The organism is Candidatus Competibacter denitrificans Run_A_D11 (assembly GCF_001051235.1).
GTDB lineage: Bacteria > Pseudomonadota > Gammaproteobacteria > Competibacterales > Competibacteraceae > Competibacter_A > Competibacter_A denitrificans.
In genome coordinates, this window is sequence record NZ_CBTJ020000112.1 from 1 (window position 1) to 20429 (window position 20429).

Here is a 20429-nt window from a genome sequence, read left to right on the forward strand (position 1 = left end):
CCGTATTTAGCCGACCTGCCTGATCCCCGCCGGGAGACCCAAAACAAGCTGCATAAACTGCATGATATTTTGATGATTGTGTTGTGCGCGGTGTTAAGCGGTGTGGAGGATTGGGTAGGGATGGAAGCGTTTGCTGAGGAGAAGGAAACGTGGTTGCGAGGATTTTTAGAGTTGCCCAACGGGATTCCCTCGCACGACACCTTGAGCGATGTGATGGGACGGATTGATCCTGGGGCCTTCCAGAGGGCCTTTACAGCGTGGGCGCGGGGGTCTGCGCCAGGGTGATTTAGATTGGCATCGCCCCAATCGCACCACACTGAGTAACGTGCTCCATCACCCGATCTATGCGGGGGCCTACGCTTACGGCCGACGACCCACCGACCCACGCCGTCAACAGCCCGGACGGCCCGCAACCGGACGCCGGGTGGCCACGGCGCAAACGTGCGCGATCTTGTTACGGGATCGGTTGCCGACCTACATCTCTTGGGCGCAATTCGAACAGAATCAGACGCAATTGGCCGCTAACCAAGCGGCTGGCTTAGGGAGCATCCGCTCGGGGCCGTCGTTGTTGTCAGGGTTGCTCGTCTGTGGGCGCTGTGGATTGCGCATGGTGCCGATGTATAACGGGAGTAGCGGGCGGTTGCGTTATGCCTGTAGCCGCATGGCGACCACTTAGGGTACCGCCTTCTGTCAATCGCTGGTTGGCCATGTCGTGGACGACTGGGTGAGCGAACAGGTATTGCGAGCCTTGGAGCCGGCCGCTTTGGAAATCAGTTTGCAAGCGGCCGATGAGATCGCACTTGAGCGCCAAGGCCTCCACCAACAGTGGCAACACCGCCTGGAGCGGGCGCACTATCAGGTTGAACGCGCCGCCCGACAATATCACGCGGTCGAACCCGAATATCGGCTGGTCGCACGCACCTTGGAACGCCAATGGGAAGAGGCGCTAGCGACCGAGGGCCACCTCCAAGCAGATTACACCCGCTTCCAAGCCGAGCAACCCGCCACACTCACCGTGGAGGAAGAGCAAGCCATTCGTCGCCTGGCCACTGCCATTCCGGCGTTCTGGCAAGCCCCGACGACGACGGCGGCGGATCGCCAAGCCATCGTCCGCCAGTTGCTGGAGCGGGTGGTGATCACAGTGCGTGGTGAGAGCGAACAGGTCGAAGCCCAGATTCATTGGTTGGGTGGTTACGCCACCCAAGCCACGTTGATCCGGCCCGTGGCCCGCCTTGATCAGTTGAGCTATTACCCCCAACTGGTGGCGCGGGTGATCGCCTTGCACGCCGACGGCGAGGGGCCTTCTGCCATCGCCAGGCAATTAAACGCCGAGGGCTGGCATCCGGCCAAACGCTGTGAAACCTTCAACGCCGCCATGGTGGGCGATCTGGAAACCCGCCTGGGGCTGCGCACTTCAGCGCCAATAACGTTTTCCCATCGCCGCAGCGATGAATGGACGCTCGCCGAGTTGGCGCATCGCCTGGATATACCGCAGCCCACCTTGTTTGCGTGGTTGCAACGGGGCCAACTGCAAGGGCGTCAGGTGCCATACGGCACCCGTTATTTCTGGCTGATTCAGGCCAATGAACACGCCTTGGAGCAACTCCAAGCAAAACGTACCGCCGCTCAAACTCGTCGGCAGGATTTGCCTTAAACACCACTGACTCTTATGGGGGTTGTATGGCTGGTCGATTGAGACCCTGTTCGGTTGCCTCAAAACACGGGGCTTCAATTTCGAGGATACCCATCGCAGAGACGCCCCGCGCTTGGCCAAACTGATGGCCCTGCTCGCGCTGGCCTTCGTTTGGAGCTACCGCACCGGCGAATGCCTCCATGACCACATTCAGCCCATCCCCTTAAAAAAACCCTTCAGCGTCCCCTTAAGTCCCTCTTCCGGCACGGCCTTGATTTCCTCCGTCACATCGTCCTTAACCTCACCGAGAAATTCCAGGATTTCCTGGACTTTGAGGTTTTTGTCCTGTACTTAGAGAGCAAGCAATGAAACAACAAACCTTACAACCTCCTTCATGTGTGGGTTGAAGGTTCAATACTGTCAGAATTTTTTACAGTCCATTTTGGATTAACGGTTTAGAATTAATCTTTTAATATCAAAAATTTATAAAAATACCTTGGTTCCAAGATTGAATTAAGGCTCTGGGAGAGAGCCATAAAGTGATTTCCAAGTGTCGGTATTTTTTACACCTTCTCTCTTGGAAATTAGTTCTTCAATCAAAGAACCCTTAATTTTCATTACTTTAATTTTTATGGCATGTTTTTTGTAAAGTTTTAGGGGTGAGATCAAGGAACACCAGCGTAAAATAAACCGGGGTGGAACCCGACCTTTTTTGAGAAAGGGGATTCAAATGCGGAATTTTTATTTTCTTTTACTAATCATTGCATTGGGCTTGGGTCAAGCGTCTATCGCTAAGACTATTAACTTCGATGACATCGACGCTAGCTTAGGAGATGTCAGTCTTGACGCTATAAATTCCTATCATGGATTTACCTGGAAGAATTTTTTCGCTTACACCAGCTTTGCTGGTTTCACTGGTTTTAACAATGGTATTGTTTCCAGCCCTAATGGTGCGTACAGCGGGGGCGAAATTTCCAACGGTGTGACTACGCCCATTGTTGGGAAAATTGACTTGGGTGGGCTGTTTGATCTGGAGAGCATTTTTCTAGGGGGTGGTTATTACGACAATCTCTTGATAACAGTTGAGGGTCGGCGCACAGGTTCCCTGATTGCTTCTAAAGTGGTGACCGTCGGCACCGGCGGGGCCGTTTCCACCAGTTTCAACACCTTCACCGCCATTGATGAACTCAGTTTTTACGCCACAACTACGACCAATACAGGTGATCCCTTCAACTGCGGTACGTTCAACTGCACCCAGTTCACCCTGGACAACTTGATGCTGACACCGGCTCAATCAGGACCCCCTACGGCCGTGCCCGAACCCTCAAGCCTAGCCTTGCTCAGTCTGGCTACTGCGCTTCTTGGCGGTATTCGGCGTCGGGTGGCTACCCACTCCGTATAAATAGATATGTAAGCACGGTCTTAACGGTCGTGCTCTTTGCATTTTTACAGTCAACACATTTTCATAAGTTAACTTCAAAAAATTAAATATCAATATCTTACCCGCGTAGTGCTGCGTCGAGGCGGGAAAGTAGATAGCGAGGGCAAAGCTAATGACGGTTCAAAAGTGGATCAATAATTGGATTCTCATAGGGGTGCTCACGGCAGCCTGTCAGGTCGGCGCAACAACGGTAACGTCTTCTCCTCCCGACCCGCAACAAGCCAGTATTCTTAAGCTAGTCTTACGGACTGTTCCTGGACTTGCCGAACCTCTAATCGCCACCGGTCCCACGACAGCGGATGAAGATCAGGCTCTGGATGCGGCAATTGCTGCCTTTCAGAACTCTTCACCGCCAGGCGACCTAGGCCCTCTCGAACGCTTTGCCGCCCGGTATCCTGCATCGGCTTGGCGCTTAGCTGTGCTGACCAACCTAGGACTTTCCTATTACCACGAAGGTTATTTCAGCCGGGCGATGACGGCCTGGGAGGCCGCGTGGGAGGCGGGACGGCAGGTCACGGAACCGCCGCAGGCCAAGGCATTAGCTGATCGTGCGGTCGGAGAGTTAGCCCGGATGCACGCCCGGCTTGGCCATGCTCAGGACCTCGAAAAGTTGTTCGCCGAAATCGGCAATCGCTCTATGAGCGGCCCTGCCACGGAGATGCTCACCGGAGCGCGTGAAGGTCTATGGATGTTCCGCAACGAACCAGGGATCTCCTATCTATGCGGTCCTATGGCGCTGAAGAACGTCTTGATCGCCCTCAAGGCCGATCCCGCTAAGGTCGCACTCATGGACCAACAGCGTTCTGGTCCGCGCGGTTTCAATCTGGAGCAGGTGGCGCAACTCGCTGAAAAGGCAGGCTTGTCCTATCGGTTAGTTTACCGCTCTCCAGGTCAGCCCATTCCCGTGCCGTCCATCGTCAATTGGAAATTGCATCATTACGCCGCCATCGTAGGCGAACAGGATGGGCGCTATCATCTGAAAGACCCTACCTTTGCTAGTGGCGATGCTTGGGTGACCACCGCCGCGATTGATGCGGAGTCGAGCGGGTATTTTCTCGTGCCGACGCAAGAGCAGCCGGAAGCGCCCTGGCGGACGGCCTCGCTTGAAGAAGCCCGCGAAGTTTATGGCATGGGCTTTACCAACCAAAACCAACCGGGCGCGACTACCCCTGGCGATAATAGTCTTCGTAATGATCCCAACTGCGGGATGTGCGGTGCTGACGCCAAGCTGATGGTTGTTAGCCTCAATCTGAACGACAGCCCGGTCGGTTATCAGCCCCCCTTGGGTCCCTCCCCCCGTATCCGCCTCACCTACAACCAGCGCGAGGCTGGTCAACCGGCGGTTTTCAGTTTCTTCAACGTCAGCCCGAAATGGACGCTGAATGTCCTATCCTGGGTTCAAGATAATCCGGCATCTCCAGGACTTTCTGTGTTTCGGTACGTAGCTGGCGGGGGTTCGATTGATTACTCATCGGGATATACCTACAATTTTAGTACGGGAGCCTTCTCTCCCGGACGGCAAGATCAAGAAGTGCTGGTGCGCATTCCGGCGACCGGCCCAGTCACGTCCTATGAGCTACGCCTGCCGGACGGCAGTAAACAGATCTTCGCTCAGGCTGATGGAGCGACCTCTTACCCCCGGCGTATGTTTCTTAGCCAGATCGTAGATTCGGCTGGCAACGCACTGAAGTTGAGTTACGACAATCAGTCACGGCTCACCTCCCTGAAGGACGCGACCGGACGCGATACCAGCTTTAGCTACGGATTGCCCGCCAACCCGTTGCTGGTAACGCAAATTACCGATCCTTTTGGTCGCCATGCAGACTTGACCTACGATGCAAGCGGTCGTCTGTCCTCCATCACAGATGTTTTAGGGCTGACATCATCCTTTAGTTATGATGCGGGAGGATTGGTCAACGCTATGACCACCCCCTACGGAAACAGCCGCTTTACGTATGGGGAGGATTCGTACTACAACACTCGATATCTGGAAATGACCGATCCGCTCGGCCAGACAGAACGTCTGGAATTCCGGCACTCCGCACCGGGAATGCCTTACAGCGATCCTATCGCCCCGACCGGGCTTAGTTATTTCAACGTATACTTGTTTTACCGTAATACTTTCTACTGGGACAAGAATACCTATCCAGTAACTCACACCGACTACGCCAAGGCCCAGATTACCCATTGGCTGCACAATTCCGTTGGCCAGACTTCACCCATTGTCGAGAGCACTAAACTTCCTCTGGAGCGGCGGGTATGGCGCACCTATCCTGGTCAGTCTTATACCTATTACGAAGGCAATATGGGGGTGCCAGCAATCATTGCCCGTGTGCTGGATGATGGCACCACACAAGCGACCACGCTGACCTATAACACCCTTGGTAGGCCGCTGACGATCACCGATCCGCAAGGCCGGGTCACGCGCTTTACCTATGCTGCGAACGATATTGATGTACTTACGGTTGAACAGAAAACTAATGCGAGTGGCTACGCCACGATTGCCACCCTGACTTATAACAGCCAGCACCGGCCGCTAACTTATCGGGATGCTGCCGGAAAGACCTGGACCTTCACCTATAACGGCGCGGGGCAACTGACCTCGAAAAAAGATCCGCTAAATCAAACGACCAGCTACCAGTACGACAGCCTGGGTTATCTGACCCGCATCGTCAATGCGGACGGTCAGATGGCGGCGAGTTTTACCTACGATGGCTTTGGTCGAGTGGCGACGCGCACTGACTCAGAAGGACATACAGTCAGTTTTAACTACGATGTTTTTGATCGGATCACAAAGGCTGATTTCCCGGATGGGACCTCGTATCGCTACGCTTGGGATAAGCTGGACTTGGCATCTGTTACCGACCGGCTGGGTCGGGTGACACGCTTTACCTATGATGCCGTTCGTCAGCTGACGAGCGTTACCGATTCCCTGGGTCAGGTTACCCGTTATAGCTATTATCCCAATGGTACGCTGAAGACTCTCACTGACGCCAAGGGCAATGTCACGCAATGGGAACGCGACCTGCAAAGCAGGGTGACTGCCAAAACCTACGCCGATGGCAGCGATTTAACTTATGCCTATGAGGCGACAACCAGTCGGCTTAAAGCGTTGACCGACGCCTTGGGACAGACCAAATCCTTCACCTACACCATTGATGATCGGTTAGCGAGCTTGGCTTACGCCAACGCCCGTCAGGCTACACCGGGGGTAAGCTTCACCTGGGACGCTTTCTTCCCCAGACTGGTTTCGATGACCGATGGCATCGGCACCACCAACTTTCAGTATGGGCCGGTTGGCAGCCAAGGCGCACTGCAACTGGCGTCCGAGAATGGCCCCTATAACAATGACACTATTGCCTACCAGTACGATGCTCTTGGGCGGGTTGTCGGCCGTACCGTGGATAACGCGACGGATAATGTAACCTACGATGCTCTGGGCCGGGGCGTCAGCCGGTCCAATCCCCTGGGTAGCTTCACTTACGACTATCTGGGAGAAACCGGACAGCCGGTCTCTCTGGCAATGGCGGGGGGGCCGATTCAGACCCAGTGGAATTATGAAGCCAACCGGGACGACCGGCGGCTTAAATCCATCATTTCCTCCGGGGTGGCGCGTCGCTTTGACTATGCGACTCGCCCGGAAAATCTGATCGACCAAATCGTCGAGACCAGCGGGGCGACTCTGACCACCTGGGATTATGATTACGATGCGGCCGACCGCCTTACCGCAGCTACCTCTGCAACGGCCCGGTACAGCTACACCTATGACAGCGCGGGTAACATTACCGGTATTCAACTGCCTTCGGGCGGCAAGAGCCTTAGTTACAACAACATCAATCAGCTAACCCAGGTGAGCGGCGCGACTTACCGCCATGACGCTAATGGCAATCTGATCGAGGACGATCAGCGAACCTATCAGTGGGATGCCGAAAACCGCCTGGTGAGTATTGGCTATAAAGCGAATTCCACGCAGAAGACGGATTTTCGTTATGACGGTCTGGGTCGTCGGATCGCTATCATCGATAAAAGCGCCGCCAACACGACCGAGACCCGCTATCTGTGGTGCGGCGATACGCTCTGTCAGGCTCGCACCGCCGCTGATGTGGTTAGCCGCCGCTATTATCCAGAAGGGGAGGTTTGGCCCCAGGGCGGAACGCGACTTTTCTATGCCAGAGACCATCTAGGGTCCGTGCGCGACGTATTGGCCGCACCGACCGGTGGTAAGGTGGCTGGCTACGATTATGACGCTTATGGCAATTCTACGCAGACCAGTGGGCGGGTTGGAGTTGACTTTCGCTATGCCGGAATGTTCTATCATCCCCAGAGCGGCCTCTATCTGACCCATTTCAGGGCTTATGATCCGCGAACGGGGCGGTGGCTGAGCCGTGATCCAATTGAGGAGCAAGGGGGGATTAATCTTTACGGCTACGTTTTTAATAATCCTGTTAATTTAGTAGACTCAACTGGAAAAGCCGTCGATATTTTCTTGGATATCGGCTTTATCGGATATGATCTCTACCGTCTGTTAAGTGATGGCGAATGTGGTAGTGAAGAAAATTTAACAGCTCTATATGCCGATCTAGCAGGAGCCATAATTCCAGGTGCAACTGGTTTGGGTTTTGCGACTAGAATTGCGAAAATTGGTAAGAGCGTAGAAAAGACAGTTGTTCGAACAACCCGTTCAGGTGAGAAAGGAGTACGTATAATCCGTAAAGATGGCTCAGTTATTGATATAACGGAAAAGCGCGTAAAAGAATATGTTCCTAATTCCCACCCAAGTGCACCTCCAGGCACGCTTGATAAAGTTAAGTTTCCAAATCCTCAACCCGGCTCTAAAGGATATAAACGTGACCCAACTCCTGAAGAAATAAACATATTGCGAGATATAGAATGACGATTAGTACTCACGAAGTGGAAATTGCTGAAACCATTGAATATGGAGGAGTATTGATATTCAATGATATTGAAATCGCTGATCAGTTTGAAGATTTTTTGAGTGAACAGTGTTTTGTCTTCTTTAATATTAAGATAGACAAAAATAAGGTCTCATTCTACTTTGGGCGGGCTAGTTGCTTACCAAAAATTAGAGAGATATACAATGAGTTTTTAGCAACATTGAATTGAAGAAGCTTTGCAAATTTTCTAATTACCACGATACGGCGTACCATATAGAAATAGCGGTAAGTGGTGGTAGATATGCTGCTTGCATTGGCCCTAGTGATAACCAGCCTCACATCGATTGTGGAAATAGTTATTCGCATTCGAGCTGCGACCGCACAGAGGCTCCAAAACAGTATTGTGATCCGAAGAGTGAATGGACCGGATGGGTAACTGTTGGGTCGGGAGTAGGTAATCCTTGTCCAAACAATTGTGAGCGCGGCGACGAAATTGGCCTTGCATGCCCAAGATCGGTGAGCATTCCACCAAACATCCAGTTTAAGCAAAAATTCGAGTGTCTTATACCGTGATGTAGCACCGAGTATGGGGTTATCTTCGGCGATAGAAACGCATAACTAGCCGCTTCCGACAAATCGTTCCGAACGGTGTGTCGAATCAGGGTAGATATGCATCAGCAATTCAAGGACTAGTACTCCGGTTTAATTTCAAGCTTCTTAGCAAGGAATTTGACAGATGGTCATATAGTGGAAAAATTCAAGATTATGCCCTCAAACCATGAAAAATTAGAATGACCTGGAAACGATTCAGGGATCTAGACCAACAGTTCGTTTTCAATGCAGTGAGCCGAATTCAAGATATCCTAAATTGGCCGTATCCCTCGGCAGGCCGGGTACTGCGAGCATCCCCAAAACGTCTGTCCCTGGTTTTTCCCCTGCTTCGCCGTCCGCCTCACCATGCGAGAGCCACATTGCGGACAGTGGACGATCAGCGATTCAGATAAGGTTCGCGGCTCTGGAGCGGTGGTTGCAATAGGCGCTTCGGTTGTTATAGCTAGCTTTTCAGGCAGAGTCTTTCCCTTTTGCACGTCCTGGATGCGCTTTAACAGGGTTTCTCCATCCACGAGATCCAAACGCTGGCCTTTCGCAAAGGCGTTTGCATCCCGCGTGAAGGTGCTCGTGGTAATGAATATACCGCCGGTTGCCCGCTCACTCGCCACGACGCCCAGCAGTTCACGAACCACTTTGACATTGATCGCGGTTTGCGCAAACCGCTTGCACTGGACCAGCCACGTCTCATTGTTGCGTTTCAGTACCAGATCAATTCCACCATCTGCACCGCCCCCACCGGTTTCTTGCACGCGCCAGCCGTGGCGGCGGTAGTATTCACCCACCAGACGCTCAAAATCTTGCCAGCGCAGATGCCGCAAACTCTCTAAATCCCGCTGCTGATCCAGTAATTGGCGGCGCTGCCAGCGGCCCCATCCAAGGGCAGCGGCGATGAGTACCAAGCCCGCTGTCATAAAGGGAGCCAACGCGGGTGCGGCCGACTTAAGAACCAGGTTCAGATAGGGATTCGGTGTTTGCCAGCGCGGAAGAAGATGCGCGAGTAGCCAATAGCTGATGGGCGCAAAGAATAGCACTGCCCACCAGGGCGGCAACGGTAGGCGATTTTGGCGACGCATGAAGTTCCTTAAAGAGAAACCCTAATCTTAAAGTAATTGATTATTTTACTCCTTTTATGGCGCTTCCAAAGGAATGGTTATTTTTTAGCCATTATACAAGCTATTGAGGCCGGAAAGGCTTACGTTGAAAACCGTCCAGTTATCCACAAAAAATGGGGATAATTAAATTCCTTCATATCGTTTCCGAGAACACAAAACAATGTCCTCCGTTATTGCGTCTTGGCGCGGGCTATGGAGCCTTCTATTGATGATGCTAGCCCTTCCGGTCACGGCGACTGAATACACGGGTAAGGTGGTCGGTGTGAGCGATGGCGATACCTTAACACTACTCGTCCCAGACGGCTCTAGTTACAAACCTATCAAAATTCGATTAGGCGAAATTGACACGCCTGAATCGGCGCAACCTTATGGCGCTCGCGCCAAGCAACAACTTTCCGAATTGGTCTTTGACCGACCTGCGCGCGTTGTCGTACAAACCACTGACCGCTACGGTCGAACGGTGGGTCGGGTGTATGTTGGTGGATTTGACATCAACGCCGAAATGATCCGACGGGGAGCCGGATGGGTCTATCGCCAATACGCGAAAGATTCATCCTTCTACCGCTTAGAAGCGGAAGCGAAGGCGGCGAAACGCGGGCTGTGGGCGCTACCCGAAGCTCAGCGCATCCCACCGTGGGAATGGCGAAAAACAGGAGGGGGAGTGGCTACATCCCCACCGATCAAGGCTTCAAATTTGCCCTCAACCCCCGCAACTCGTAATGAATGGGTCTGTGCTGACAAGCGGTATTGCCGACAGATGACGAGCTGTGAAGAAGCCCGGTTTTATTTAACTACGTGTGGGGTTAAGTCCTTGGACGGTAATCACAATGGCAAACCCTGCGAAGCCCTATGTACGCCATCACATCAGTAATGACGCCTAGCGCTGATCAAAAGCATACCGCTAATCTTCTATACCATTAGCTATTTATGGACCTACTCAAAGACGTATCTAGCTTCTAAACGTTGTTGTTCAAACCGCTAACACGCGCTTTTCCCGTGCTCTTTTCAACCACTGCGGAAATTCGTTTAAAAGTCGGTCGTACAGTTCAGCATCTTTGATGACGTCTAGGTCATTGATGTGCATCCGGCATTGTCGATGAACCGACCCGGCAGCTCGTCTAGCTTGTGCAAGAACGGAAAATCTTCATGGCCAATCCCAACAAACTGGATAAAGACCGGCTCACTGGAGAGTTCACGAATGACCTCAGAGGTTGCTGTCCGATCTGTATTGCCGCCGTCGGTCACAAAGATCACGAAAACGGGGACCGGTTGTGGAGCGTGGTATTTCTTCCACAGTAGCCGCAATGGCGGGGCGTAGTTCGTCGCCTCGCGGATTTTGTATTGTGCGAGGATCACCCGTGCGACGTAACCCTCAATCTCCTGGAGCGAGACGGCGGGTAGTTGATGGGCGTTCGTTCCAAAGAGCAACAGATCAATTTGGCCGTCATCGTCGAAGGCTACGGCGAGTCCTAGGATGCGTTCGATGGCGCGCTGGATCACGCCGGATTTGTAGAGGGTATTCATCGACGCTGAGATGTCCAGCACCAAGACCACCTGGGCGCGCTCGCTTTCAATGCCGTGCTTGTTGGCAGCAAAGGTGGCTTTCTTACTGAGATCGATAACGCGCTTACGAAGATCAATCGACATCAACTCACTCCTTTTTTATTTGTCTGGCTCGTTCCAAATTCAAGGCGAGCAATCGCTGTAATACCTCGTCATCAGAAAGGTCATCCGGCCAACCATAGGCGGCTGCAACCGCAGTATCCAAATCCTTATGAGCGTTGGCCAGCCACGTGGGGCGCTGGTTGTAGAGATTTGTTAGGGTGCGTTTTTTCAACTCGGCGGCGGCGTTGTCATCCACAGGTAACAGCCGGTCGGGATAGCCCGATACGATCTCTGGAACTCGTTTGATCCACTGGGGCGGGTTCAGCCAGTTTTCGCGCAGCTCGTTCAGGCGCTGAGCGGCTTGTGCGATGGCTTGTGCGCGTGGATCGCTTTCGTAATCGACAGCAGGAATGTTAGGCGTCAAACTAGTGGGGAAAGGGAAGGTTTCAAAACAGCTTGCAGCATTGTAAGTGGGGTCATTGCCAACGCCATGCCAACTCGCATTGGCTAGCGCCCAAAGCTCATGAATATGAGACTGTAAGATGCCAAATGTTACATTATCGGAACGAGCGATTACGTATAGCCGACTATCTGGTAATACGGTACTATTAAGCCAGATGAATACGCGGTATTTGGCAACACGGGGTGTAGCAATATAACGTGGAATACCCGCTAGGGCTTGTCGCAAATCCTCACTCCTTCTTCGGTGTAACCACCAAACCTTGCTTGTTCTTAACTCCCGATTACTCATTCTGGCTGGTTTTACAAAATGCAATAGATATTCAAAAGGTGCTTCATATAAACTTGCAGCGCTTTGGGTGACTCCGATATCAAAATCAATAACCCAAGTATCCGATAAGCGTCCCGTAATATCGGAACCATTAATCCACGGACGTAATACGTCTCTATTTGAACAGCCGCTAGGATTAGGAAGAACAAGCCACTGGCGAGCTATCTTGCCTAGAATCTCAAAAGCACCTCCCTTTTCAGTTCCTTTGAAAGCGACTCTTAAGTTTTCCACTAACCTTCGAGCTTTTGTTACGTCATTTTGACCCGCTGATAAATCAGCATTGATGATTTCAACTATTTGACCATCAAGATTTATTTCAGAAATAGTCTTTCCAAAACAAATGAGTGATACGCGAACTGCCGCACCTTCATTCACCCATGGCTCATCACTCCAAGCCTTGAAGATTTTATTTTCTTCAAGAATCTGCTCCAAAACGCTACGGCTGACACCTTTACGTATGGATTGCGTAGCTACCAATCCAACATATTCTGTTGTCCGTGCCTTAGCACCGGCTAATGCCTTATTAAACCATAGGAGTTACGCAGTTGAAATTCTAAGTGATTGATTAATGGAAAATTTCGGTTGTCTACCGCACAAGTCGATTTCTTTTAAAATCAGAGTGTTAGAGATCCAACTGCGTAACTCCTAAAACCAATAACAAACCAGATCAGCGCCACCCGGTACGCGGCCTTGATAAATTCGCCTTAAGGTCCTGGTGTAGTCCTCACCTAGCTCCCGCAGCAGTTTGGAGCCGCCCAAGAATGGCGGATTCCCCACAATAAACTCCGCTTTTGGCCACGCGGCTTCGGTGCCATCGGCATTCAGCAGCGCATCACGACACTCGATGGTTTCTAGCGGACGAAGGATCGGTTGGCGGGCCACATCGAAGCCGTTGCGGCGCATCCATTGAATTTCACCGATCCAGACGGTCACACGGGCCAGTTCCGCCGCGTAGGGATTGATTTCGATACCTTTCACACACTCTGGCCCTACAGACGGAAATTGCCGCTCCAGGCCCAAGGTTTCAGCATCCAAATTGACTTGATGCTCTACGTCTTTGAGCGCACGAAGCGCCAGATACAAAAAATTACCTGATCCACAGGCCGGATCGAGAATACGCACTTGGCGCAAGCGCTCCAAAAAATGGTTGTGAAGGTCTTGCGCTCCTTCTCGCGCTTTGGTGGCGCTGGTTGGATTTTTTGCTGTGCGTACTTTTTCCATCTGCTCAGCAATGCGAAGCTTGAGGGCGTCCCACTCCGCGCGCAGTGGCTGGACGATGACGGGTTCCACCAACAACATAATTTTGTCGCGGTCGGTGTAGTGTGCGCCTAACTGGCTGCGCTTAGAGGGATCAAGACCCCGCTCAAACAACGTGCCAAAGATCGACGGGTCAATGTCGCTCCAATCCAAACGTGCCGCTTTTAAGGCCATCTCCAACGCCGATCGGGTGAGCGGTAAAACCTCCTCATTGTCGAACAATCCACCGTTAAACCACTCTACCCGCTCAAACCCTACACGACCGCCACCCTTCATGGCGCGAAATAAATCGCGTGCCATCTCCGCAAATTCAGTAGGCTGGGTGAGGGCGTGTTCCAGCAAGCGCGTAAAGAGTTGATTGGGTAACAACCCAATATCTTCTGCAAACATGCAGAAAATAAGGCGATTGATAAAATGGGCGACCGTGTGCGGGGCATGGCCTTGGTGCCGCAGTTCCTGTGCTAATCCGGCAAACCGTTCGGCGGCCGCCTCGGTCAAGGCTTGGCGTGTCTGACCGGGCTTTAGAGCATCGGGGTCAGCAAAGGCTTGTTTCAGCCATTGCCGCTTATTCGCATCGTGCAAGTCATCAAGTGCGATCTCATAAACGTGCTGAACAGTATTAGTCCAATTTGTATGAATCCGAAATTGAGTCAGATCGCAGACGATCAGCAGGGGTGGGTTTTCTAAAGCGACCGCATATTGCTGGAGCTGCACGTAAGCCGCTTTTAAATCCTTGCGTTTACCCTTGTATTCCCAACCAAAGCAACCCCGTTTCCAGACATCCGCCCATCCTTCCCCACCGGTTAGCTTGGACGCGCCTTTCTCAAAACAATACCACTCACCGGTGGGATCGGCTTCGGCGGGCGTTCGCTCCCCTAACAACTGGCAGAGGTCCAAAAAATGTTCTTGTGCCGCCGAACGCTCTTTAAGCTCAGCCGCTTTCCATTTTCTAATAAAATCGGTCGGTGTCATTCTGAAAATCCCTCCTTAGAACACTGCTAAAAATAGAGCGCAAAAAGATGAGTATTTATCCTGACCCGCCTCGCCCAACGCTGGCTGATCTCGATCCTGAAAGCCTGACAACGGATGGACTCATCGCGCTCGTACATAGCCACCGCGAAGGCGAAGCGTACCCCACACCAGAACAGCTTTTGGCCAATCTCCCGACGGTTCTGCGCGCGTGTTCGGATTATTTGCTGTCAGGAAATGCCACGGCACTCGATGCTGCGTACCGGATCGCCTCTATTATTGATGCGATAGAAGGCGTACAAATGTCCACTGTACCCGCTCAACGGCGGCACTGAAGCGCTTAGCTCGCTTTCTGACCCTTCCCCTTGAGACTCAAGGTCGCTTGAACCCCCGGAGGATTGGATTGAGAATCGGCGGGCGCTGGGGTGGATGCGGGTGGATGCGGCATGACACTCGGCGGTGGGGAAGTATCGGTACGCGAGACCCCCGGTTCCTGCGGTGGTTTGGACTTTTTCTCAAAAATCTGAAGAGCCGGATGTTTGAGGGTGATTTCCCCGGTCTGGAATTGGTCCAGCGCGCCACTGAGCGCAGCGACCCAGTGAGGATAGTCTTTCGCCGCTTGCTCCAGTTTCTTCCAGACTTTCGATGGAAGGATAGCACTCACAATCCCTTCCCCGGTCTGGATGCCGATTTTAAGGCCCGATTGAACGGGTAAGGGTTTTGGCAATTCTGAAAATTTAACTGTCAGTTCAAGTCGGCCAGGCACAAGATGATCCTCTGGCAGCAGGGTGTCGTTGGAAGGGTGGCTAGACGCCAGGGCGCTCGCGCTTCCATGGGGCGATTGAGAGGTTGGGGCCGTCCTACCTGGAAGGCGAGCGCGGGCTACTTCGGCCTCCTCTGCGGTTACCACCCCCGCCGGTTGGCCCTGTAAATCGATCCGGACTGCGCCTTCTCTTAAAGATCGTTGATAGCGGACGTGATTACAATAGCGGCCCAAGAGTCGCTTGATCTCCGCACGGGTGAAGCCCTCCCCCAAGACCGCCAGCAGATCCTGATGAATCCCAATCTTGAGCGGACGCACCCGGTTCCAGTTGAAGCACTCTTGAAACCGGTCCGTTAATGAAATCGGCTCGCGCAGGACAGGAGACGCTTCGAGCGGTGGGGTGAGATCAGTCATTGAGGCTCGCGGAGTCTGTGGGATAGCACGATATATGAGCTGGTTTGAGCTATCGCCATGTTAAGGGACGCAACGCCCTGTGGGCAATGCTCTGGAAGCAACCGCTGGCTCTGAAACGCGCGGTTGCACCCGCGCACGATTTAAACCGGGCAAGCGATCAAAATCAAAGCACTCTAAAGTTTTTGGGTTGCGGAACGCAGCGCAGGCGTTGGGCCAATTTTTTCTGATCCCCGCACGCAGTCGCACCAGCTTCTTGCGTCCCATCAACCGGGAGCGGGTGATGTGCCGGTCGGAATCTCCCTGGCGCATCCGTACCAAAACCTGCCGATATGGATACCTTTCGAATTCAGTTGTTGCCACGTGGCAACTACGTTTCCCAACTTCTTTGGAGATTGCATCATGTTATGTGGTTGATTTACAACCTCTTAATTTTTGAGAAAATCAATGGTTGCTGATAACCGCATTATCTTCATAAACTGGCATCAGTAAAAGCTTTCAAAGCTTACCCTCACTAAGGACTATATGACGCAAGTAATCGCAGTGGCCAACCAAAAAGGTGGGGTCGGAAAAACGACGGTAGCAGTAAACCTGGCACGAGCTTTACAGTTAATGGGGCAGCAAGTATTAATCGTGGACTCCGATCCGCAAGGGTCAGCCCGTGATTGGTATCAAGCCAGCCAGAATCAAAACTCTGATATGCCTGTTGTTGTTGGTGTCGATCGGCCTGTTCTGGAAACCAGCATCAAAAAACTACGAGGATCATTCGATACAATTCTGATTGATGGCGCCGCTAAGCTTCAAGATATGACTGTCTCTGCCATCAAGGCAGCTGACTTCGTACTGATCCCTGTACAACCATCCGCTTTAGATATATGGGCTGCCGAGGATTTAGTAGAGCTGATCAAAGCCAGACAGTCCGTCACCGAGGGCCGCCCTAAAGCAGCATTTCTCGTGAACCGACAAATTGTAGGAACCCGTTTGGCGAGCGATGCCAATGGTGCTCTTGAAGCGCTAAATTTACCTATTTTGGCTGCAAGAACTACCCAACGAGTGGCCTACGCCGAATGCATGAGCACGGGCAGTACGGTCCTTGATCTAGAAACGAACGGCCAGGCTGCAAGCGAAATTAAAGCAATCGTGCATGAATTGCATACCCTGCTTGGGACTCCCTTAAAAGGATAAAACATGCCCAAGAAACCTTCTCTAGCGGATGTAGGGACTCGGCCAATTGGTCGGAACCGTTCTACATCAATAGATGAGCTTATCCGATCAATCCAACAGCCAGCACCCGAACAAACCTCACAGCAGCAAGCAGTACCCATTGACAACCTGAGGCGCGGAGCCTATCAGCCACGACAGGCAACTGACGATCCAGACGCCGAACTCTTAAAGCTTGCAGATAGCATTCGAACATTAGGCCTTATTGAGCCTATTGCAGTTCGGCCGCTCTCAGAGAATGAAGGGTACTTTGAAATACTTGCAGGTGACCGACGCTGGCGAGCAGCTCGGTTGGCAGGTTTGGCCGAAGTAGCAGTCATTGTTCATAGCGTCGACAATCAAACCGCTGCCGCTATCGCACTTGTGGAAAACCTGCAAAGGCAAAACTTAAATCCTATGGAAGAAGCGATGGCAATGCAGCGACTGCGTGAAGAATTCAAACTATCCCAAGAACAACTCGGACAGTTATTGGGTGTCTCCAAGTCAGTGGTTAGCAGAACACTCGGTTTTTTGTCCCTACAAAAAGAAGTGCAGATGCTGCTTAGGACGAATCAGTTGGATGCAGGGCATGCTAAAGCTTTGCTCAACTTGACGCCAGAAAAACAGATTCAGCTAGCCAAACAGGCAGTTGCCAAAGGGTGGTCGGTACGAGAACTAGAGAATCGCAAAGCTGCGCTGGTGACCCAACAAGAGTTCTCTCGGTCTGATTTAAATAAGCCTTCTGTCGATCACGATCTTCAGCGTTTGGAATCTCTAGTAAGTTCTTGGCTTGCAGCACCAGTTCAGCTTAAGGCTCGTAAGACTGGCGAAGGTTTCATTATGATTCGATTTGCTAGTTCGGATGAATGCACTGGTATCTTACAAAAGATTGGGGTGAACTTAGAGGAATTCTAATCTCACCCCCTCTCAGCTCGACTTTCCCCATTGATAAGGCCTTGTGTTGACGCCGAGAGATAGCAACCATGATGATTTTCTTTCCGACCAAAGAGAATTGGAATCCGCGCCTTTCATCTACGCGGCTCGTTCCAGACCAGCCGCTTCGATGAAGGTTTTGGCATCGGTTCGCACTTAAACGGGGGTGAGCGATTCATGGCCGCTCAAGTTCTGGCCCCCTCCACGCGTATCAGGTCCGGCGGTTCCCCACCGTAGCAAATTTCAGGATGACACATGCCGTGTTGATTTTCCACCAGGCGGTTTTAGCCCGCCCGAGGGGGTTTAGCCCGTGGTATAAACCACCGGCTTTTAGCTGTCTTCTCTTTAGCCTTTGTGGCTGTGGCTTTTAGTTTCCATGCGTTCAGGCTGTATTCTTGGTATGTGCGTTTGCTCGTGCTCGCGCCATTTGCCCAGTTTTCGAACGCCTTGGGTCTTCCTTTCCAGTTTGGTGCGTTTGGTCTCCTGCCGTTAGGCAAGGGCTTCAGCTTCCTGCGTGATGCTCCGACACTTGCGCTTCACTCAGCCGTTTACGCGGTTTAGGGTCTCTTTCAGGTGCTTTGGTAGCTTGGCTTGCGCCTGCCGGTCGTATCTGGCTTGTGGCCTGACCTGGTAGAGCAAACCGCTCGTCCAGATTCCAGCACTCTTCCCGGATGTGTATGTTAAGCGTTCATCTCTTCCTCTCATCCTGCTATGGTGAGGCTTTCCGTTCGCTTGCAGCGTGCTTTGTGGCTGTCGTGTTCGGTTTTTCTGTTCTGCGCTTTTATAAAAAACTCGATTAATAAATAAACTGACTATAGCAACCACTTAACGCAACCTTCTAGAACACTTATTGAGAAGCTGGCGCGAAAAAGGGGTTGTGCTTGCGCAGCGGTTATGTTCCCGACCTAAAAGTGATGGTTCTTAGCCGTTTAGTCGGTTTTATCAGAACACTTAATTTTGATGAGGCGTTGATCTTAGCGTGTGAACGCTCAATTCTGTGTGATAGCAGTGCGTGTATAGGGCGGCTAGGGTGAAAAAGAAGGCGACCGTCTTGCGATTTTTGCGGGAGAAAAGTGCTTGGTGTGCTTAGGTCCTGAAAAAGCGCAAAAGGTCCCCGTCGGTGGCGACCGGTGGACGAAGCAAGAAGACAGGGGAACGTAACGGACTAAGAAGAATCCGGCGGAGGCGTGATCTCTTTCAGGCGTTTTTTGATCTCCGCCAAGCTCATCCCCTGCGCGGCCAGCGCCGCCACCCGCCGATGCAATTCAAGGGTCGCAGGATCGGTGGCCCGTGGGGCGGCTGGTTTCCCAGAATTCGCCTGAAGCCGTTGGCGAAGGGTCAGCGTGGGTGGTGGGGGCGATACAGGCGAAAGCACTTCTGAGGCCGACGGATCGCTTGCAGGGGATCGTCCCTGCGGTGGGAGAGAAAGTGGAGGCGGTTGCGGGGTAGGAACGGCCGCCTTGCGCGCTTTCCGTTGAGCCTGCCGCCAGGACACCTCTAACCCCAATGCTCGAATCAGCTGGAAAGAGAACTGCCGAATCGGTCCCCAACCGACGCCGACCCAGCAGCGGCGACGCTTATCAAACTGCCGGCCCCGACCGGTATTCACCACGAGCGCCGAGCGGGCCAGCGTCGCGAGCGCTCGTTTCGTCCGTGAAAGCGACAGTCCACAGTGATCTGCTATCCAGGGTGCGCTCAGTCCGAGCCAGTCGGGGCTACGGGGGATGGCGATTTTTAGACTTTTGATGTCGGTATAATATACCATCAATGTAAGGACAAGAATTACCGCTTCTCGCCGCTCACTACGTTGTTGCCGCCACCGAATTAACTTGGCGTGTAGCTTTTGACCGGCGAGGGTCTCAAGACCCCCCACAGCCGCTATTTGCTGTTCCAGGCGGTGATGTCGCTCGCCTTGGCTCAAGGCGTCCCAGCAACCGTCGCGCGGGTTTTGGTAATACTGCCGCAGCTTGGCCACGGCTTTGGCAATCACCGCAGGACGCGCGGGATTGGCGTCCGTGGGCAGATGAAGGAGGTGGAAACAGGGGACCATCGGCGTGTGCCCGCAGCGATTGCCGACGGCATAAACCCTCTTCAGCGGGGTCGAAGCCGCCAGAGGCACGGACACAGCCGATGAGGCGGGTCGCAACCCATCGCCTGGAGAGGGCAGGCGCAAAGCCGCCGACGCGGGAAAATCGCCAGGGCGCATGGCGGAAGACAGCGCTGACGGGGGCGAGTACGGTGTGCGGGGAAACCCCAACGACCCGCACCCGTCAGCGGATTGTCCTAGTCAGACAGGGTGCGCGGACCCTGAATGGGGGTCTCGCTGAGAGGATCAGAGCAAAAAACGGTCATCTTAAGCGGAACGGACATGGTGCTCTCCAGGTTTTGGGCCAATAACCCCCTACGAGAGGCTTGCAAGTCCCAGCCGGTCCGCTATAATCAGATCCCAAGGTTAATTAGACGGAATTCTGATTATCATCCTAAGCGGATCGACGGGTGGTAACTTGCAAGACTCTCTGGAAGAAGACCCCGCCCTCAAGCGGGGTTTTTGCATTCAGGGGTCTTGAGTTGTCAGCAGTAAGGGGGTAGACCTCCACGGTGTTGGGTTGCCCGCCGCCGGAACCCTCCGGGACTTCGGGGCATTCTTCCTATTATAGCGCGTGTTGGGCTGGGGCAAGCAAGCGCACGGTAACCGGCGCCGTTCCTGAATCACCGCATCCACCAACACCTCGTGCACGTAACGATGCGATTGAATTTTCTGCACCGTCGCCGTAAAGAGACCCTCTAAAAAAAGCTCGACGCCGACGT

At 52.8% G+C, this 20429-nt stretch carries 13 protein-coding genes and 3 pseudogenes; 11 read left to right on the forward strand and 5 right to left on the reverse strand.

The window, feature by feature from the left end; genetic code table 11:
* The 7 genes and pseudogenes from BN873_RS17650 to BN873_RS17675 all read left to right on the forward strand — a co-directional run.
* A partial coding sequence (locus BN873_RS17650; protein ID WP_048676830.1) for an ISAs1 family transposase occupies window positions 1–285 on the forward strand: 285 nt, incomplete at its 5' end.
* The gene (locus BN873_RS17655) at window positions 224–676 is read left to right on the forward strand and encodes a recombinase family protein (protein WP_082161395.1); all 453 of its coding nucleotides are present in this window, start codon (window positions 224–226) and stop codon (window positions 674–676) included. The genes BN873_RS17650 and BN873_RS17655, both read left to right, overlap by 62 nt.
* A 36-nt stretch (window positions 677–712) precedes the next feature.
* The gene (locus BN873_RS17660) at window positions 713–1654 is read left to right on the forward strand and encodes a hypothetical protein (protein WP_139031772.1); all 942 of its coding nucleotides are present in this window, start codon (window positions 713–715) and stop codon (window positions 1652–1654) included.
* Between the two features lie 31 nt (window positions 1655–1685).
* Window positions 1686–1988, forward strand: a pseudogene (locus BN873_RS21465) (IS4 family transposase); the annotation flags it as partial.
* Between the two features lie 375 nt (window positions 1989–2363).
* On the forward strand, window positions 2364–3035 hold the full coding sequence (locus BN873_RS17665; RefSeq protein WP_048676838.1) for a PEP-CTERM sorting domain-containing protein: 672 nt from the start codon (window positions 2364–2366) through the stop codon (window positions 3033–3035).
* A gap of 151 nt (window positions 3036–3186) precedes the next feature.
* On the forward strand, window positions 3187–7968 hold the full coding sequence (locus BN873_RS17670) for an RHS repeat-associated core domain-containing protein (protein ID WP_082161396.1): 4782 nt from the start codon (window positions 3187–3189) through the stop codon (window positions 7966–7968).
* Window positions 7965–8198 carry a hypothetical protein gene (locus tag BN873_RS17675; protein WP_048676840.1) on the forward strand — a complete coding sequence of 78 codons (234 nt, stop codon included), beginning with the start codon at window positions 7965–7967 and terminating at the stop codon, window positions 8196–8198. Before BN873_RS17670 ends, BN873_RS17675 begins: the two co-directional genes overlap by 4 nt.
* 634 nt (window positions 8199–8832) lie before the next feature.
* On the opposite strand, the gene BN873_RS17680 is transcribed toward BN873_RS17675, so the two are convergent.
* A complete protein-coding gene (locus BN873_RS17680; RefSeq protein ID WP_053085447.1) occupies window positions 8833–9654 on the reverse strand; it encodes a restriction endonuclease in 822 nt (273 codons plus the stop codon).
* Window positions 9655–9901: 247 nt separating this feature from the next.
* Here BN873_RS17680 and BN873_RS17685 point away from each other — a divergent pair, with 247 nt between their 5' ends.
* A complete protein-coding gene (locus BN873_RS17685) occupies window positions 9902–10564 on the forward strand; it encodes a thermonuclease family protein (protein ID WP_048676842.1) in 663 nt (220 codons plus the stop codon).
* A 99-nt stretch (window positions 10565–10663) separates the two neighbouring features.
* Here BN873_RS17685 and BN873_RS17690 read toward each other — a convergent pair.
* Window positions 10664–11340, reverse strand: a pseudogene (locus BN873_RS17690) (VWA domain-containing protein).
* Between the two features lie 4 nt (window positions 11341–11344).
* Window positions 11345–14317: pseudogene (locus BN873_RS21485) on the reverse strand (class I SAM-dependent DNA methyltransferase).
* 47 nt (window positions 14318–14364) lie between these two features.
* Between BN873_RS21485 and BN873_RS17700 the strand changes: the two are divergent.
* Window positions 14365–14649 carry a hypothetical protein gene (locus tag BN873_RS17700; protein ID WP_048676846.1) on the forward strand — a complete coding sequence of 95 codons (285 nt, stop codon included), beginning with the start codon at window positions 14365–14367 and terminating at the stop codon, window positions 14647–14649.
* Between the two features lie 5 nt (window positions 14650–14654).
* Here the strand turns inward: BN873_RS17700 and BN873_RS17705 are convergent, their stop codons facing one another.
* Window positions 14655–15491 (reverse strand): ProQ/FINO family protein, encoded by an 837-nt coding sequence (locus BN873_RS17705; RefSeq protein WP_048676848.1) that lies wholly within the window; start codon window positions 15489–15491, stop codon window positions 14655–14657.
* A gap of 522 nt (window positions 15492–16013) precedes the next feature.
* On the opposite strand from BN873_RS17705, the gene parA reads away from it, so the two are divergent.
* Together parA and BN873_RS17715 are read left to right on the forward strand one after the other, a co-directional pair.
* On the forward strand, window positions 16014–16673 hold the full coding sequence (parA, locus tag BN873_RS17710; RefSeq protein ID WP_048676851.1) for a ParA family partition ATPase: 660 nt from the start codon (window positions 16014–16016) through the stop codon (window positions 16671–16673).
* 3 nt (window positions 16674–16676) lie between these two features.
* The gene (locus tag BN873_RS17715) at window positions 16677–17603 is read left to right on the forward strand and encodes a ParB/RepB/Spo0J family partition protein (RefSeq protein WP_048676853.1); all 927 of its coding nucleotides are present in this window, start codon (window positions 16677–16679) and stop codon (window positions 17601–17603) included.
* Between the two features lie 1183 nt (window positions 17604–18786).
* Here the strand turns inward: BN873_RS17715 and BN873_RS17720 are convergent.
* A complete protein-coding gene (locus tag BN873_RS17720) occupies window positions 18787–19827 on the reverse strand; it encodes a hypothetical protein (RefSeq protein WP_048676855.1) in 1041 nt (346 codons plus the stop codon).
* Window positions 19828–20429: the final 602 nt, after the last annotated feature.